Below are 16052 nucleotides of genomic sequence, written 5' to 3'. Positions count from 1 at the left end.
GCATGACGTGAGAATCGCGGTCACGGGGGCCGGCGGCGTGCTCGGCCGGGGCCTCGCCATGAGGCTGCTCAGCCAGGGCCACGACGTCGCGGGCATCGCCCGCTCTCGTCCCGAAAGCTGGCCGGGCGCAGCGGATTTCGTCGTGGCGGACATCCGCGACGCCGACGCTGTCCGACGCGCCCTGGCCGGCGCCGACGTCGTCGCGCACTTCGCGTGGGCGACGGGTTCCGGAGACGACGACCAGGTGAACATCGGTGGCACCCGCAACGTGCTCGACGCGATGGCCGAGACCGGTTCCAGGCGAATCGTGTTCGCGTCGTCGGCCCACGTGTACGGCGGGGGTGACGTGCCGAGGGCCGAACATGAGGCCATGACTCCGGTCAGCGCCGAAGGCCGATTCAAGGCCCGAGTCGAACAGATGCTGGCGGAATCGGGCGTGGAATGGGTCGCGGTCCGCTCGGCGCTCATTCTGGGCCGCAGCGTCGATAACTGGGTGCGTCGCCTGCTGGCGTTACCGGCGTTTGTCGACCGGTCGGGCGATCGCCGCATGCAGGTCGTCCACCTCGACGACGCGCTGCGGCTGTTCAACCGCGCCATCGTGGAAGCCGACATCGCCGGAGGGCCGGTGAATCTGGCCGCTTCGGGCGAACTGACCTTCCGCCAAGTCGCCGCCGCGCTACGCCGCCCAGTCGTGCGCGTCGGCCCCGAGCCGGCGGAGCTGCGGCTGGTGCGCGGGGCCGCGCTTATGGAGACCGCGCGGCTGGCCGACGCATGGGCGTTCCGGCCGGCGTGGGAAGCGGGCGAATGTGTCCAGGATTTCGCGCTGGCGGTGCGCGGCCGGGTGACCGTGGGCACTCGGGTGGTATCGCTGCCCTGGCGGCTGGCCAACATTCAGGACCTGCCTTCGGTCGACGCGCCGAGCGGCGACGGCGTCAAGCCCGTCTGGGCGGGCGCAGCCGGGGATAACGGGGAATTCGACACACCGATCGACCCGCGCTTTCCCACGTTTCTGGCCACCAATTTGTCCGAGGCACTGCCTGGCCCGTTTTCGCCGGCGTCGGCATCGGCGACGGTGCGTGGGCTGCGGGCCAGCGCCGTGTGCGTCGCGGAGCGGTTGCGGCCCGGCGGGACGATCCAGCGCGAAATCGCGATGCGCATGGTCGCGGTGTTTGCCCACCGGCTGTACGGCGCCATCACGACCGCGCACTTCATGGCCGAGACGGTGCCTTTCGTCAAGCCCACGACGGTGGTGAGCAACAGCGGGTTCTTCGGCCCAAGCATGGCCGCCCTGCCGATCTTCGGTGAGGAACGTCCACACGCCGACACCGGCCGAATTCGCAAGCAACTGCGGACCATCCGCAACATCGGCGTGTTCGGCGTCAATCTGATCGGGCTGTCCGCCGGTGCGGGCCTGGACACCCGAGAGTTCGTCGCCGATGTCGATCGCCTGGAGCGCCTGACCGACGGCGACCTCGGCGGGCTCGACGATCGTCGGCTGCTGAGCCTGATCACCCTGGCGCGTGACCAGGTGGTGCACGGCTGGGTGCTGGCGGCGGGCTCGTTCCTGTTGTGCGCCGCGTTCAACGTGCTGCTGCGCGGTTTATGCGGGCGAGACATCGCCGCGCCCGGCGGACCGGAATTGGTCAGCGCGCGCTCCGTCGAGGCGATGCAGCGGCTGGTGGTCGCCGCGCAGCGCGATCCGAAAGTGAGGGCGCTGCTGGCCGAACCGGGGGACCGGCTGGACAAGCTCGCCGTCGAGGCGCCGGAATTCCATGCCGCCCTGCTCGACGAGCTGGCGCTCATCGGTCACCGCGGTCCGGCCGAGCTCGAGATGCTGTCGACCAGCTACGCCGACGACCCCGAGCTGCTCGTGCGGATGGTGACCCGAGCGATGAGCGCGCCGTCCGCGGCGCAGCCCCAGCGCCCCCGGATTCCGTTGCACGCCAAGCCGGTTGCCGTACTTGCCACCCAGCAACTGCGCGACCGTGAGGTCCGCCGCGACAAGGTGGTGCGGGCGAACTGGGTGCTGCGCACGCTGCTTCGCGAATACGGCCGCAGGTCGGTCGAGGCCGGGGTGTTCACCGCGGCCGACGACGTCTTCTATCTGCTCGTCGACGAACTCGACGCCCTCCCGGCGGACGTCGGCGCGCTGGTGGCCCGCCGCCGCGCCGAACAACGCCGGCTGGTCTCGGTGGCGCCGCCGACGGTCTTCAGCGGGAGCTGGCAGCCGACCGCGACCTCATCGGACGCGCTGGCCAGTGGGGACATCTTGCGTGGCGTCGGCGTATGCGGCGGACGGGTGCGCGGCCGGGTGCGGATCGTGCGGCCCGAGACGATCGACGAGCTGCAACCCGGCGAGGTGCTGGTCGCGGAGGTGACCGACGTCGGGTACACCGCGGCGTTCTGCTACGCCGCCGCCGTTGTCACCGAACTCGGCGGGCCGATGTCGCACGCCGCGGTGGTGGCCCGCGAATTCGGGTTCCCGTGTGTCGTCGACGTTCAGGGGGCCACCAAGGCGCTGCCGCCGGGAGCCATGGTGGAGGTCGACGGCGCCACCGGGGAGATCCGGGTGCTCGAGCTGGCCGCGGACGACGCGCTGAGCTAGTCGAACTCGATCTTCAGGTCCACCGGCCCGCTCAGGCCCAGCATCGGCTTCCAGTGCGCCGTGGCCACGCGACGCGGGGCGGTCATGCGCCGGGCGATGACTTTGAGCGCTCCGGCGAGTTCCGTTCGGGCGAGGTTGGCGCCAAGGCAATAGTGGGCGCCGCCGCCGAACGTCAGGATGGGCGGGGGGTCCTCGCGGGTGATGTCGAACCGGTCCGGGTATGGATAGACCTCTGGATCACAGTTGGCCGCAAAGGTATTCACCGAAATGAAGGTGCCGGCCGGAAACGTGTACTCCGCGAACGTGACGTCGTCCAGGACGGTGCGCAGGGTGGTGCAGACCGCGGGTGAATGGCGCATGCATTCCTCGACGGCGCGCATCGCCAGGCCGGGATTGTCGCGCAGCATCGCCAGTTGGTCGGGGTGATCACACAGCGCGTGCATGCACGCGGCCAGTTGGTTGCGCGTGGTGTCCGTGCCGGCGCTCAGGATGCTGAACGCCAGCATCCGCATTTCCGCGTTGCTCAGCCGGTCGCCGCCGTCCTGGGCGCGGATCAATTCGGAGATCAAGTCGTCGGTCAACCGGCTCCGTCGTTCGGTGATCATGTTGTCGATGTAGGAGTCGAACTCGTCCCACGCCCGCATCACGATGTGCTGCTCGTTCGCCAGGTCCGAGTCGAACCTGACGATTTTGAAAATGTCCTCGGCCCAGAGGGAAAACCGCTCCCAGTCCTCGGGGGGCGCGCCCAACAGCGCGCAGATGATCGGGATCGGGTAGGGGCGGGCGATGTCGGCGACGAAATCACATCGGCCGGCTCGGCCACCTGAGGCAACCTGGTCGATCAACTCGTTGATCACCGTGTCGATGGTGTCTTCCATGCGCGCGGACGCCCGCGGCGTGAAGGCCTTGGACACCAGGCCGCGCAGCCGTCGATGTTCCTCGCCTTCCATGCCCAGGATGGTGCCGAGGACCCGGTCATAGAGGGGGCCGGAGGTTATCCCCCGAGCGGTCATGTGCATCCCGGGCGGGAAAACGAACCGCGGGTCGCGAAGTATCCCGCGGGCGAGTTCGTAGCCGAGCACCTCGGGTCCCAACGGCCCGATGGCTATCGGGGACCGCTTGCGCGCCTCGTGGATCCGCGGGGCGACCTGGTGCACGGTGTCGGTGATGTCATAGTGCAGCGTCGGAAGGTCGGCGTCGAAGACGTTGGGTGTCGCGGTGTCGACGCTCATTGTGCTGTCCTCCTCGGGCCGAAATCAGTTCGGCTGGTAGCGCTTTGGTAGTACTTCGATCGGCGCCGATATGGCCTCACCCGGGGCCAGCTCCCCGGAATTCGCCAGATCCGGCATCAACCTCGCCGTGGCGGTGTCGACGATCGTGGCCAGGTTGTCCCGTACCTTTTCGAGGGTGAGCTCGGAGTCGTAGTGGCCGGTGGTCTGGCCGAACACCCGGATGCCCACGTTTCCGCCGCCCGCCTCGAGGTTGGCACCGGATAACGGGCAGCTCTCGTGGACAAGAAAGGCCACCACGGGTGAGACCAGGCCCGTCGGAAAGTGATCCTCCATCAGCTTGGTAAAGGCGGACGGGTTGTTGAAATGCCGCACGGCGCTGGTGTTGGCCGCAGGCCCTAACGCGTTGACCTTGATGCCGAGCGGTGCCCCTTCGACCGCGAGACCGCGTGTCAGCCCGAAGATTCCGCCCTTGGCGGCACCGTAGATGGACAGGTTCTCCAGCCCGAACATCGCCCCGGACGTCGTGTTAACGATGCGGCCGTAACCGGCGTCCCGCATGTGCGGCCAGGCTGCCCGGCACATCCACACGGTTCCCATCAGATGCACGTCGATGACGTTGCGGATGTCGGCGTCGGAAATCTCGTCGAAGTGCGCCATGAAGCAAACGCCGGCATTGTTCACCAGAATGTCGAGGCGACCCCACGCGTCCAGCGCGGTCTCGACGACCCGACGCGCACCGTCCTGATCGGCGACGCTGTGCTGGTCCGCGACAGCCTCACCACCCGCCGCGCAAATTTCAGCCGCCACCTGTTCGGCGTTGGCGCGCAGGAGGCTTCGCCCATCGGGCCCGACGCCGAGGTCGTTGACGACGACCTTGGCTCCCCGCTCGGCGAGCAGCTTGGCGTGCGATCGCCCCAGGCTCGGCTCCTGACCCCCGGCGCCGGTGACGATCGCGACCCTTCCGTCAAAGCGAAGCTCGCCCATGCCGTCTCCAATCACGGAATATTGGTCGCCAGGAATGTCAGTGGCAGGCCCAGGATCGACACGTCGTGTTCGTCGAGGTAGGTGCCCTCGCCCTCCATGCGCTGCCGGAATCGCGTTGTCGCGCCGTAACGCTCGGCGACGGCGTCGGCCATGGCGGCTTCCGGAACGCCGATCACCACGGTGAACACGCCGTCACCGTGACGCTCGAGGAACGCCGTCACCGAGACGGCGACCTCGCCGGTCGACCCGGGGATCGGGCTGATCAGTTCGATGCCCCGATTCCAGTCGAGATGGATGTCCAGGCCGAGCGCGGCCAGCTGCAGGGGCTCGAAGACGAATCCGAGATCGGTGAACATCTGTGTCGCGGCGGCATGTCGTTCCGGTGCCACCGCGAACACGACGTGATGGAGCGAGGGTTCTTCAGGCATCGGAGTTTCCTATCGAGAATCGGCGCACAGGACTCCGCGCGGAAGTAGCAGTGGCAGGTCGTTGTAGGTGACGATGCCGGGGGGCGCTGCGACGACGGCGGGTATCGCGGTGATCGCCGGCATCGCGGTGATGGTGAGACCCAGCATGATGTAGTCCTCCAGCGTCTGGCCCGCAAAGTCTGGCGGCGGAAGGAAACTCAGCGTGGTCTTGATCGTCGGCTGGCCCTGCACCTCGATCGTGTAGCCCATGTCCAGCGGCCAATCCGGATCCAGCGATTGACCCTTGCGCCATCGCCCGCGGATTTCGATGATCTCGCGATCCGCGACAATCCCTTTCCAACGGACGTCCACGCCGGCGACGCATCCCTTTTTGATCGTCCAGTCGCCGGGAAGGTCCAGATCCTCGGTGGTTTGGGCGTAGTCGACTTCGCACCGCACGTCGTCGAGCTCGGCGCCCAACGCCTCGGCGATCAGGAATACGCCGTCGCGGAAGATGCCGGAGCCCTTCTTGGTGATGGCCGGGAGGTCCGGTAGATCGATGGGATAGCCGAAGCCCATGGGTATCTCGGTGGCGGGCGAATTGTAGATCGTGGTGTCGACGGATTCGAGCATGGAGACCTTGTCCACCCGGTCCGAAAGCCCCGCCGAGACGATGGCGAAGAGTTGGATGAAGCCCGGGTTGATGCCGCTGCCGAAGATGGTTGACCCGCCGTCCGCGCAGGCTCGTTCGATGCGGCCGCGGCCGGCGCCGAGGTAGTGCCCGGTGATGAACCCGGCGGTGCCCACCACGTTGATGCCCGCGCCCAGGATGCGGACCAGCTCGTCGACGTCGGCGAACATCGGGTTGTAGACCACACAGTCCGGCTTCAGCGCGAGCAGCGCCTCAATGTCGTTGGTGGCCTTGACATTGAGCGGTTCGATCCCGCACAGCTCGCCGACATCACGCCCGGCCTTGTCCGGCGACCAGGCGTAGCACCCGACGAGCTCGAGCGCCGGGTTGGCGGCGATGGCCTTGACCGAACTCTTACCGACGTTACCCGTCGTCCACTGCACGACCCGATAGGTCACGAGTGCGCAGCGGGATGCTGTTGGGCGGCTTGGCGAGCCAGCCTGTCGTTGTGGATCTTGACGAGTTCGCGGAACCCCAGCCGGTGATACTTCGGTATCGGCTGGATGCCCCAGACGTCCTGCGCGGTGGCTTTGCCTTCGGCGCCCTCGGGCGGCCCGAACGGCGGGTAGGGGTACTTGCACTCCAAAGTGTCGTTGGAGTAACGGATCTTGAGCAGCTCACTGCAGATCTGGGTGAGGCTCAGGGTCGGGTAGCCGTAGTAGACCGCCATGAACGGCAGCGTGAAGGCACCCTCGATCACCAGGGCCACCAGGCACACCAACACGGCGCGCTTGATCCATTTGTGCATCCGCGCGTAGTACGGCGTCGTCCCCGGCTCGAGCTCGGTGCTCGGGTCTTTGTCTTCGGCGGACGCCGGTACGGGAGGGCTTGTCATGGCACTACTCCTTGCTAGTCGGAGAAGATTTCGCGGTTGACGGTGTGCAGATAGGGGATGGCGAGGAAGGGGGTGATGTAGAAGATGTCGTAGAGCCACCAGCCGATGACCGGGAAAACGACACCGGCGTAGCGCACGTCGGCGAACATGGTCATGTTGAACACGTATGCCGACCAGATCACCACCCCCATCCAGCAGGTGACGACCATCCACTGATGGCCCCACCGCTTCATCTGTAAAAACCCGATCGCGGCGGCCACCCGCATCGAGAAGACCGTGAGGATCAGGCCGGCCACATAGGCCTTTTCGCCCGGACCCGCCGCGCCGCCGACCCACAGCTCGTTGTAGTGCCAGAAGTAGCCGGCGTCGAACATGTTGCCCCAGCCGACCATCAGCACCCTGTTGATCAGGGTGTGGTTGGCGACCAGGTCCAACGCCCAGCCCAGGCTGTTGAGCATCCCGTCGATCAGGGTCAGGTAGCCGATCAGGGTGACGATCATGGGCCGGACCGACAGTCCGGCGCGCAGGGCCTGGCGTTGCAGCCACACCCCACGCATGAAGATGGGCAAGCCGATCAGGCCCGGCGCCCACATGCCCATCAGGGCGGCGCCGACGATCATCCACTTGTCGGCGCGGCGCTGGGCCTGGCGCGATTCGTCGTGGTGATCCTCGAGGCCGACCGACGCCTCGGCACCGGCTGAATGTCGTTTCAGCAAGGGGAGATTCACAGATCCCACCACCCCCGCGCGAACGACATGTAGAGCTGGATCCCGAACATCGCCAGCAGGTAGCCGTAGATGAAGATCTGGAAGACGATGAGCGCCCTCTTGCGCTTCTCCTCTTGGCGGTCCATGCCGTTGCTCCTTTCTACGAACTGCTCGGTGCGTCCGCGGTCCCCAGGCTGGCGGCCGCGACTTCGCGAAGGCCGTCGGTGACCGCGCCGTCGGTGCTCAGCGGCGCGAGTATGCACGCCTCGGCCGCATCCAATTCGGTTGCGCCGGCAGCGATCAGGTGGGCCGCCGTGACCAGCACCCTGGTCGATGGCGGCTCGAAGTGGAAGGCTTGGTCTGCGGTGCGGATCGCGACCGCGCAGCCGACCAGTCGCCTCGCTGTGGCCAGCGGAATTCCGGATTCGGCGACGATCACCTCGGCCTCCCGGTCGGGCGGCAGATACCGCATCGTCAGCGTCGCGAACCGCTGCCGGAACGACGGTTTGAGCTCCTTGAGCGAGCTGCGGTAGGCCGGGTTGTACGAACAGACCAGCATGAACTCCTCGGGCGCTTTCACCACCTCACCGGCGCGATCCAGGTACAGCGACCGCCGGTGGTCGGTGAGCGAATGCAGGATCGCCAACGAGTCATGGCGGGCCTCGACGACTTCGTCGAGGTAGCAGATCGCACCGGCTTTGACCGCTCGGGTCAACGGGCCGTCCGTCCAGACGACGTCGCCGCCGGTCACCATGAACCGGCCGACGAGATCGGAACTGGTGAGGTCGTCGTGGCAGCTGATGGTGACCACGGGCCGCTGCAGCAGCGAGCCCATGTGCTCGACGAAGCGGGTCTTGCCGCACCCGGTCGGGCCGGTGAGCATCACCGGGATACGCCGGTGGAAGGCCTGCTCGAACAGCTGAACTTCGTTGCCGTTGGCGAAATATGTTTCGGTCGTCATCTCTTCCTCCGCCGGTCGGTGTTCATGCCGCGACCAGTTCGCGATGGACGTGGGCCAGTACCCGGGGCAGCTCCTCGATGCGCCGGATCCGTTGCGACCGGCGAGGGCCGAACACCTCGGGAAGGGGATCGACGCGGGTCGGTCCCACGCCGACGTAGTAGATCGACACCCCGGCCTCGTTGGCCTCCTCGACGGCGTGCGCGGCGTCCGCCCAGGCATACCGGCCCTCGTAGCCCTCGTCGGAGATCAGTCCGTCGCCGATGACGATCAGCAGGCGGCGCTCGCCGGCCTGTGCCAGCAGCCGGCTCGTCAAATGCCGAAGTGGCGCACCGAGTCTGGTGTATCCGCGGGTGGCCAATCCCAGCGCGCTCGATGGCACGAAGCGGCGGTGGTCGAAGTCCTTGAGGCAGCGGACTTCGACCCGATGACGGGTGTTGCCGGTGAACACGAAGATGCCGTGGCGTTCGTGGGCCACCGTCATGGCGCGGGAAAGCGCATCGGCGCAGGACAATTCCAGCGCGAACACCCGGCCACCGTGCACCCCCAGCGACGAGCTGCCGTCGAGCAACAAGGCCGTGGTGACGTCGCGGCTGCTGGGCAGCAGATCGCGGAACACCTTGGGCTCCTTTGCCTCGCCGGTGGCGAGATCGATGTAGTGATTGACGTATTGGTCGACGTCGAGGTCGGACCCGTCTTCGAGACGGTTGGTCATCGCACGGTGGGTGTGTTCCTCGAACCACCTACGCACGTCGACCGCTACCGGCACCGGACGGCCGGCGTGCCGGCCATCGACGTGCTCGACGACCGCGACATGGTCGCGCATGAATCGCTGTGTCCACATGTTCCATTCGGGATAGGGAATGCCGGGCCGGTGTTCGGGCGTGACGTCGAGGTCGTTGTCCTGGGGCCGGCTGGGCGGCGGCAGGTTGGGGTTGCGGACGCCTCCGTCGCCGCCGACAGGAACCGAGTACGGCCGCGGCAGTCGCTTTTGCGTTGTGGTCCATGGCATCCTGCCGAAGCTGCGTCGCAACCTGTCGGCCAATCCGTGCGGCGCCGTGTACGCCAGCGGCAAGGTGCCCAGCAGCGGATGAATCGGTAATGCCTCGCCGCTGGCCGCCAATGCAATTGCCCGGTTGAGCATCTCGGCGCCGTCCATATCGGCGGCCTCGGGTGGGAGGTCGGCAAGGAGCCGTTGGAACTCGGAGAGCAGGCCCGGCCACCGCGACGCTATCCAGCCCAGCGCCACGCCGGCCTCGATAAGCGTGAGCGCGGACAGCTCGCGGGCGGTCAGCTCGTTGAGGCGAAATGCGGTGACTCTTTCTTTCGACGGCGAACACTGCAGCGCCACGCCGCAAGTCAGGGTCCGCCGCGTCCAGTCAGGCGGTACGGGGTAGGGGACGTGGACGAACGTGAGGGCCGCGTTCACCCCGAATCCGCGTCGTCCGCCGGTGACCAGCCGCGCGCCGTCGCGGCGTTGGTCACTGAGCGCGACCGCCGTGACGGAGCAAGCCCGTTCCAGTGACATCGCGTGTCCTTCGGAATGGTCAGCCATGGGCCGAATCCCGCGCGTCGTGGAGGAGCGGGCCGCGGTTCAGAACGTGCCGATGTTGGAGAACAGCCAGTACCAGAACCAGATGATCAGACCGGTGCCGCCCCAGGCGGCGACATAGCGAAGGATTTCCCATAGATAGCCCATGATGTGACTTCCTCGGTGGCGGAGTGGATTTCAGCTCGCGCATGTCAATCGGAGAAGAGTTCGCGGTTGACGGTGTGCAGATAGGGGATGGCCAGGAACGGGGTGATGTAGAAGATGTCGTAGAGCCACCAACCGACAACCGGCAGCACGACGCCGGCGAAGCGCACGTCGGCGAACATGGTCATGTTGAAGACGTAGGTGATCCAGATGACCACCCCCATCCAGCAGGTGACGATCATCCACTGATGCCCCCACCGCTTCATCTGCAGGAAACCGATGGCGGCCGCGATGCGCATGGTGAAGACGGTCAGGATGAGTCCGACTTCCAGGGCCTTCTCGCCGGGGCCCGCCGCGCCGCCGACCCACAGCTCGTTGTAGTGCCAGAAGTAGCCGGCGTCGAACATGTTGCCCCACCCGTTGAGCAACACCCGCGCCAGGATCGTGTGGTTGGCCACCAGGTCGAGGGCCCATCCGACGGTGTTGATGGCGGCGTCGATGATGACGAGGTAACCCAGCAGTGTGACCAGCATCGGCCGGACGGAGAGGCCATCGCGCTGGGCCCGGCGCAGCAACCGCACGCCCCAGAGAAACAGCGGCAACCCGAAGACGCCGAGGGCCGCGGTGCCGATCAGCAGACTGCCGGAGATGAGCCATTTGTCGGCCTGGCGCTGCGCGAGCTGCGAACGGTCCAGATGTTCGTCGAGGCTCAGACCCGTTGGGGGAGCGCCGCTCGATCCGGCGGTGGCGCCCGCACTGCCGGCATTGCGCTGATGCAGCCTCGGCAGATTCACGAACCCTCCCCGCTGATTGGACCGGCCCACTATAACAGGCTGACTCTAGTCAGCATAAGTGCGCGGTGGCGCTTGTGAGGCGTGGGCGGCTAGCCACCTCGCCCGGCCGACCCGCGCTGCTGTCTGGCCGAGTATCAGGCGGATCCGGCCGGTCGCGTGGCACCCGCTGCCTAGCGGCGCAGGGCGACATTACTGACAAAAGTCAGCTGCTAATCGTTGACACGGCATTCGAGCGGCGCCTACGCTCAGCGAGCGCTCAGCCCTTGTGGCCATGCAGAGGAGTAGCGATGACAACCAGGCCGGCGGCCGAGAAAAAATATCGCGTAATCCAATGGGGCGTGGGCAATGTCGGCACGATAGCGCTCCGTCATTTCGTCCATAACCCCGCCTATGAACTGGTCGGAGTGCTGTGCAATCGCCCGGAGAAGGTGGGCAAGGACGCCGGCGAACTCTGCGGCAAAGCGCCGACCGGGGTGCTGGCGACCACCGACAAGGCTGCCATCGAGGCGCTCGACGCCGATTGTGTGTTCTATGCGCCGCTCTGGTCTGACCCCGATGAGGTGTGCCGCCTACTGCGTGGGGGCAAGAACGTCGTCGCGTCCGGCGGCGCCTGGTGGTATCGAACCGAGCACAGCAAGGCCGACATCGACAAGATCGATGCGGCGTGCCACGAGGGCGGGACGTCGTTTCATGCGGGTGGTGTCAACCCCGGCTTTGCCGGGGACCTGCTCGTGCTGACGTTGGCCCGAATCGTCAGTCAGATCGATGCGATTCACATCTACGAGGTGGTGAACTTCGGTCGGGACACGCTGAAGTACCTGTACGAGATGGGAATGGGCAGCGATCCGGCCGGGTTTGAGGACGGCCCGAACCTGTTGGGACAGGCATGGCCATTGTTCGCACAGTCGATGGCTTTGGTTGTGGAGGGAATGGGTAAGACGGTCGAGAGATATACGACTGAGGTGGAGCTAGGGCACGCCACGCGCGACATCCCCTTCGAAGGAAAAGAGACCAGCGACATGTCGGGCTTCAAGGGCGTGATCAAGAAGGGCACGGTCGCCCGCCAGCATCACAAGTGGACGGCTTGGGTGGACGGCAAGCCTTTGGTGATCTTTCACGAGATCTACACGATTGATTCCTTCGATGCCATTGAACCGCAAGAGGATTGGCCTCAGCATTACCACTACCGCATAGTGATCGAGGGCGATTCGTCCACCGAGCTGATCCTGCAGGGGGCGCAGGATCCGAACGGCGGCTACGCGCTGCCCGGCTACACCTGGACCGCGATGGGCCCCGCGAACGCCATTCCCGCGGTCTGTGACGCCCCGCCGGGATTCATGTCCCACAACGAACTCGGGCTGATGCCGCTGCGTGGCGTGATACGGCACTGACGCCGACGAGTCATGGCTTCAGGCTTCGCAACGTCCTCGCGACATAGTCTTCCAGCAGCGCGTGCCCAGTGGGCCAGTGGTTGGTGGTGATCAACAACGCGTAGAGACCCAGCAAGAAGAACACCGCGCTGTTCATGGGATCGACGTCCGCGTCCGTCTCGCCCCGCTCTTGGGCCTGCGCGATCTCTTGGGCGACCAAGACGATCAGCGGGTGATCCCTGCCGTCTTCGGTCTGCGGACGGGTTTGGGAGAAGTGCAGCGCGAGAAAGTCATTGAAGAGCCGATCACCCAGGCGGCGTTCCAATCCGACGACCAATCGGACCGCCTCGTTCAACGCCGAAGCGAGATCGTGTTTGGACTTCAGGAATTGCGCGAACTGCTTGGCGATGCGGTCCTCTTCGCGGCGCTCCAGCTCCAGCAGCACGTGCTCCTTGGTGGGGAAGTGGAAGAAGAACGTCCCGTGGGCGACGCCCGCCGCGGCCACGATGGCGCCCACGTCTGCCTCGGCCATTCCGGCGCGGGCGAACTCACCGATTGCGGCTCCCATCAGACGCTCCCGCGTCTGCAGGCGCTTCGCTTCTCGTGCCGACAGCCGGTCCGTCACAGCCATTGCTTTCCTCACGGTTGACCTGACTCATGTCAGGGTTACGAGGCTGACCTGATCAGTATGCCGTGTCCCGGTCAAAAAGGCTTGCACAACTTGTCTTAGTGGGATCTTCGCACTGCGCGGGATCTCGCACACTGCGAACTCGTTGACTTTAGTCAGTAGGCTCCATAGATTGAAGCCGCACCACACCGCACATCGGAGGAGCCGGCATGGCATTGGAGCAGTTCAGGCTGGACGGACAGGTCGCGATCGTCACGGGAGCGGGGAAGGGTGTGGGGGCGGGCATCGCCCGGGTGCTGGCGGAGGCGGGTGCCACGGTAGTCGGAACCGCGCGGACCGAGGCGGATATCGTTGGGACGATTGAGGGTATCGAGGACGCCGGTGGCAAGGGGCTGGCGCTCGTCGCGGACGCGATGAGTCGTCCGGATTCGGAGCGGGTGGTGCACACGGCCATGGAGCGCCTCGGCCGCATCGACATTCTGGTCAACAATGTCGGCGGGTCGACCTACGCGCGATTCCTCGACATCACCGACGAAGACTTCCGGCACACGTTCGATTGGTGTGTGACGTCGGCCTTCATCATGAGTCAGCTCGTGGCACCGCACATGCTCAGCGCCGGACACGGTTCCATCATCAACATCTCATCGGGCTCGGCGCGATTCGGCATACGGGCGCTGACCGCCTATTGCGTTGCCAAGGGTGGCCTGGAAGCGCTGACCCGCGCCATGGCGCAGGAACTTGCCCCGAAGATTCGCGTCAACGCCATCGCCCTGGGGTCCTTCGCCACCGACGGCCTGAAGGGCAGCCTGGATCTGATGCCCGGGTCGCTGGAGAAGATGCAGGAGGCCACCCCGCTGCATCGGCTGGGTGACGTCGAGGATCTCGGACGGCTTGCGGTGTACCTGTCCACCCGCGACTGTTACGCGACCAACGCGACGTTCCACGTCGACGGCGGCATCGATTCGAACAATTCGCCGCTGCCGATACCCGATTACTGACCTGCGCGGTGATCGAACGCGTCATGATGGGTCATCACCCACCGCCGGAAGGACGAGGGTAACGATGCGCAGAGTCATTCAATTCTCCACCGGTAACGTGGGCCGGCATTCGCTGCGAGCCATCATCGGCAGACCCGATCTCGAGCTGGTCGGCGTGCACGCCGCGAGCAGCCAGAAGATCGGCCGGGATGCGGCGCAGCTGTGCGGACTGGACGAGCCGACCGGCGTCATCGCCACCGACGACATCGACGCCTTGGTGGCCCTCGGTGCCGACTGCGTTGTGTACACATCTCAGGGCGAGACTCGGCCGATGGAGGCCATCGAACAGATGGCCACGTTCCTCAGGGCGGGCACCAACGTCGTTGGTACGTCGATGGTCTGGCTGGTCACGCCTCGCCACGCCGACGACTGGTTGCGAGAGCCCCTGGAGCGCGCCTGCGCGGCCGGCAACGCGTCGTTGTACGTCAACGGCATCGACCCCGGTTTCTCCGGCGATACGCTGGTGCACGCGGCGGCGAGCCTGACCACCCGGGTTTCCTCGATCACGGTGCAGGAGATCTTCGATTACGGAAACTACGATGACGCCGAGTTCACCGGTGCCGCAATGGGGTTCGGGTCGACGCCGGACGACGACCCAGCGATGATGTTCCTGCCCGGCGTGATCGTGGCGATGTGGGGTGGTCAGGTCCGAAGCCTGGCGGACCATCTCGACATCAAGCTCGACGACGTGCGCCAGCGCTGCGAACCCTGGTACACCCCCGAGCGAATCGACTGCACCATGATGACGGTGCAGCCCGGACAGATGGCGGCGGTGCGGTTCGCCACCGAGGGGGTGCGCGACGGCGAACCGGTCATCACCCTCGAGCACGTCACCCGGCTCACTCAGGCCGCCGCGCCCGATTGGGAATTCCCGCCCGAGGGCCACACCGGGGTTCATCGGGTCGTCGTGGAGGGCGAACCGCGGGTCGAAATCAACACCCACGTGTCGCATCCCCTCTTCGATTCCACTGATGCCGGCTGCATCTCGACGGCCGGCCGGGCCGTCAACGCGATCGATTGGGTGTGCCGCGCGCCGCAGGGGTTGATCGGCGTGGAGGATATCCCGCTGTCCGCAACGATGCGGGGCCTGATGTGGAACGGGCACTGACCTGACGGCCTCGGCCCCCGGACGCGTTGCCGGGAAACGCATTCTGGTCACCGGGGCCGCCCGCGGCCTGGGACGCAGTCACGCGCTGCGGCTTGCGCAGGAGGGTGCCGACGTCATCCTGCTCGATATTTGTGAATCTTTGCCCCAGATCGAATATCCCTTGGCCACCGAGGATGACTTGGCCGAAACGGTGGAATTGGTAAGGAGTTTCGGGCGCCGCTGCGTGAGCGGCATCGTCGACGTTCGTGACGAGGCACGACTGCGGTCCGCTGTCGACGACGGCGTCGGCGAACTCGGAGGGCTCGATGGCGCGGTGGCCAACGCCGGTGTCCTCACGGTCGCCTCGTGGGACCGGACCACCGCTGACCAATGGCGCACGGTGGTCGACATCAACCTCATCGGAGTGTGGAACACGTGCGCGGCCGCGATACCCCACTTGCTCGACCAGGGCGGAGGCAGCCTGGTCAACGTCAGCTCGGCCGGTGCCAGCAAGGGATTTCCCCTGCAGACGCCCTACACGGCGGCCAAGCACGGCGTCGTCGGTCTGACGCTGGCCTTGGCCAACGAACTGGCGGCACAGAACGTGCGCGTCAACACCGTGCTTCCCACCGGCGTTCCCACCGGAATGGTTCCACCGTCGTTCGGACCGCTGCTGGGCGAGCAACGGTCCGATCTGATTCCCATCTTCGTCAACGCGATGCCCACCCCGGCCGTCGAGCCGGTCGACGTCAGTAACGCCGTGCTGTTCCTGCTGTCGGACGAGTCCAGGTATGTAACGGGGCTGGAGTTCAAGGTCGATGCGGGAGTGACCATCAACTAGACAGTCGGCCTCATCGAGGCCGCACCGCACGACGACGCGCCGCTGGAAAGCGCATGCCCTTACCGATCTCGCCGCGAGCCCATAGGCTGGGCTGCCAGATGAACATTGGTTCGGCGGCCGGAGTTTGCGCGTTCACGCCGCCCACGCGCGCGGTAAGGGATACAACTAGCTGAGCTCACC

At 66.1% G+C, this 16052-nt stretch carries 16 protein-coding genes; 5 read left to right on the top strand and 11 right to left on the bottom strand.

The window, feature by feature from the left end:
* Nucleotides 1–7 precede the first annotated feature (7 nt).
* Nucleotides 8–2605, top strand: a complete 2598-nt coding sequence (locus AC5Y5B_RS22275) for a sugar epimerase family protein (RefSeq protein ID WP_500006613.1) — start codon at nucleotides 8–10, stop codon at nucleotides 2603–2605.
* Here the strand turns inward: AC5Y5B_RS22275 and AC5Y5B_RS22270 are convergent.
* The 10 genes from AC5Y5B_RS22270 to AC5Y5B_RS22225 form a co-directional block, all read right to left on the bottom strand.
* Nucleotides 2602–3837, bottom strand: a complete 1236-nt coding sequence (locus AC5Y5B_RS22270; protein ID WP_500006611.1) for a cytochrome P450 — start codon at nucleotides 3835–3837, stop codon at nucleotides 2602–2604. The genes AC5Y5B_RS22275 and AC5Y5B_RS22270 overlap by 4 nt on opposite strands.
* Before the next feature lie 24 nt (nucleotides 3838–3861).
* Nucleotides 3862–4821 carry an SDR family NAD(P)-dependent oxidoreductase gene (locus AC5Y5B_RS22265; RefSeq protein ID WP_500006607.1) on the bottom strand — a complete coding sequence of 320 codons (960 nt, stop codon included), beginning with the start codon at nucleotides 4819–4821 and terminating at the stop codon, nucleotides 3862–3864.
* 11 nt (nucleotides 4822–4832) lie between these two features.
* Nucleotides 4833–5249 (bottom strand): hypothetical protein, encoded by a 417-nt coding sequence (locus AC5Y5B_RS22260; protein ID WP_500006605.1) that lies wholly within the window; start codon nucleotides 5247–5249, stop codon nucleotides 4833–4835.
* Between the two features lie 9 nt (nucleotides 5250–5258).
* Nucleotides 5259–6317 (bottom strand): NAD(P)H-dependent amine dehydrogenase family protein, encoded by a 1059-nt coding sequence (locus AC5Y5B_RS22255; RefSeq protein ID WP_500006601.1) that lies wholly within the window; start codon nucleotides 6315–6317, stop codon nucleotides 5259–5261.
* Nucleotides 6314–6754: a hypothetical protein gene (locus AC5Y5B_RS22250; protein ID WP_500006598.1), complete on the bottom strand. Its 441-nt coding sequence runs from the start codon at nucleotides 6752–6754 to the stop codon at nucleotides 6314–6316. The genes AC5Y5B_RS22255 and AC5Y5B_RS22250 overlap by 4 nt, the downstream gene beginning before the upstream one ends.
* A gap of 14 nt (nucleotides 6755–6768) precedes the next feature.
* A complete protein-coding gene (locus AC5Y5B_RS22245) occupies nucleotides 6769–7482 on the bottom strand; it encodes a hypothetical protein (protein ID WP_500006596.1) in 714 nt (237 codons plus the stop codon).
* Nucleotides 7479–7607 carry a hypothetical protein gene (locus AC5Y5B_RS22240; RefSeq protein WP_255360762.1) on the bottom strand — a complete coding sequence of 43 codons (129 nt, stop codon included), beginning with the start codon at nucleotides 7605–7607 and terminating at the stop codon, nucleotides 7479–7481. The genes AC5Y5B_RS22245 and AC5Y5B_RS22240 overlap by 4 nt, the downstream gene beginning before the upstream one ends.
* Nucleotides 7608–7621: 14 nt before the next feature.
* Nucleotides 7622–8422, bottom strand: coding sequence for a CbbQ/NirQ/NorQ/GpvN family protein (locus tag AC5Y5B_RS22235; RefSeq protein ID WP_500006594.1), 801 nt, complete (start codon nucleotides 8420–8422; stop codon nucleotides 7622–7624).
* A 22-nt stretch (nucleotides 8423–8444) separates the two neighbouring features.
* Nucleotides 8445–9974 carry a nitric oxide reductase activation protein NorD gene (locus AC5Y5B_RS22230; RefSeq protein WP_500006593.1) on the bottom strand — a complete coding sequence of 510 codons (1530 nt, stop codon included), beginning with the start codon at nucleotides 9972–9974 and terminating at the stop codon, nucleotides 8445–8447.
* 188 nt (nucleotides 9975–10162) lie between these two features.
* Nucleotides 10163–10909: a hypothetical protein gene (locus AC5Y5B_RS22225; RefSeq protein WP_500006592.1), complete on the bottom strand. Its 747-nt coding sequence runs from the start codon at nucleotides 10907–10909 to the stop codon at nucleotides 10163–10165.
* A 287-nt stretch (nucleotides 10910–11196) separates the two neighbouring features.
* Between AC5Y5B_RS22225 and AC5Y5B_RS22220 the strand changes: the two genes are divergently transcribed.
* A complete protein-coding gene (locus tag AC5Y5B_RS22220) occupies nucleotides 11197–12300 on the top strand; it encodes an NAD(P)H-dependent amine dehydrogenase family protein (RefSeq protein WP_500006591.1) in 1104 nt (367 codons plus the stop codon).
* A gap of 10 nt (nucleotides 12301–12310) precedes the next feature.
* On the opposite strand, the gene AC5Y5B_RS22215 is transcribed toward AC5Y5B_RS22220, so the two are convergent.
* Nucleotides 12311–12910: a TetR family transcriptional regulator gene (locus AC5Y5B_RS22215; protein ID WP_112631278.1), complete on the bottom strand. Its 600-nt coding sequence runs from the start codon at nucleotides 12908–12910 to the stop codon at nucleotides 12311–12313.
* A gap of 206 nt (nucleotides 12911–13116) precedes the next feature.
* On the opposite strand from AC5Y5B_RS22215, the gene AC5Y5B_RS22210 reads away from it, so the two are divergent.
* From AC5Y5B_RS22210 to AC5Y5B_RS22200, 3 genes are all read left to right on the top strand, one after another.
* The gene (locus AC5Y5B_RS22210; RefSeq protein ID WP_500006590.1) at nucleotides 13117–13905 is read left to right on the top strand and encodes an SDR family NAD(P)-dependent oxidoreductase; all 789 of its coding nucleotides are present in this window, start codon (nucleotides 13117–13119) and stop codon (nucleotides 13903–13905) included.
* Between the two features lie 64 nt (nucleotides 13906–13969).
* Nucleotides 13970–15052, top strand: a complete 1083-nt coding sequence (locus tag AC5Y5B_RS22205) for an NAD(P)H-dependent amine dehydrogenase family protein (RefSeq protein WP_500006588.1) — start codon at nucleotides 13970–13972, stop codon at nucleotides 15050–15052.
* 1 nt (nucleotide 15053) lies between these two features.
* Nucleotides 15054–15872, top strand: coding sequence for a mycofactocin-coupled SDR family oxidoreductase (locus AC5Y5B_RS22200; protein WP_500006678.1), 819 nt, complete (start codon nucleotides 15054–15056; stop codon nucleotides 15870–15872).
* Nucleotides 15873–16052: the final 180 nt, after the last annotated feature.

The sequence above is a fragment of the Mycobacterium sp. NGS33 genome (assembly GCF_059812885.1).
Note: the sequence above shows the minus strand (reverse complement) of the source record. Positions and strands in the feature narration are given on the sequence as shown.

Coding starts and splice junctions, on each gene's coding strand:
- AC5Y5B_RS22260 (WP_500006605.1), bottom strand. CDS start 5,249: ATGCCTGAAGAACCCTCGCTCCATCACGTCGTGTTCGCGGTGGCACCG.
- AC5Y5B_RS22235 (WP_500006594.1), bottom strand. CDS start 8,422: ATGACGACCGAAACATATTTCGCCAACGGCAACGAAGTTCAGCTGTTC.
- AC5Y5B_RS22230 (WP_500006593.1), bottom strand. CDS start 9,974: ATGGCTGACCATTCCGAAGGACACGCGATGTCACTGGAACGGGCTTGC.
- AC5Y5B_RS22210 (WP_500006590.1), top strand. CDS start 13,117: ATGGCATTGGAGCAGTTCAGGCTGGACGGACAGGTCGCGATCGTCACG.
- AC5Y5B_RS22270 (WP_500006611.1), bottom strand. CDS start 3,837: ATGAGCGTCGACACCGCGACACCCAACGTCTTCGACGCCGACCTTCCG.
- AC5Y5B_RS22215 (WP_112631278.1), bottom strand. CDS start 12,910: ATGGCTGTGACGGACCGGCTGTCGGCACGAGAAGCGAAGCGCCTGCAG.
- AC5Y5B_RS22220 (WP_500006591.1), top strand. CDS start 11,197: ATGACAACCAGGCCGGCGGCCGAGAAAAAATATCGCGTAATCCAATGG.
- AC5Y5B_RS22205 (WP_500006588.1), top strand. CDS start 13,970: ATGCGCAGAGTCATTCAATTCTCCACCGGTAACGTGGGCCGGCATTCG.
- AC5Y5B_RS22265 (WP_500006607.1), bottom strand. CDS start 4,821: ATGGGCGAGCTTCGCTTTGACGGAAGGGTCGCGATCGTCACCGGCGCC.
- AC5Y5B_RS22240 (WP_255360762.1), bottom strand. CDS start 7,607: ATGGACCGCCAAGAGGAGAAGCGCAAGAGGGCGCTCATCGTCTTCCAG.
- AC5Y5B_RS22250 (WP_500006598.1), bottom strand. CDS start 6,754: ATGACAAGCCCTCCCGTACCGGCGTCCGCCGAAGACAAAGACCCGAGC.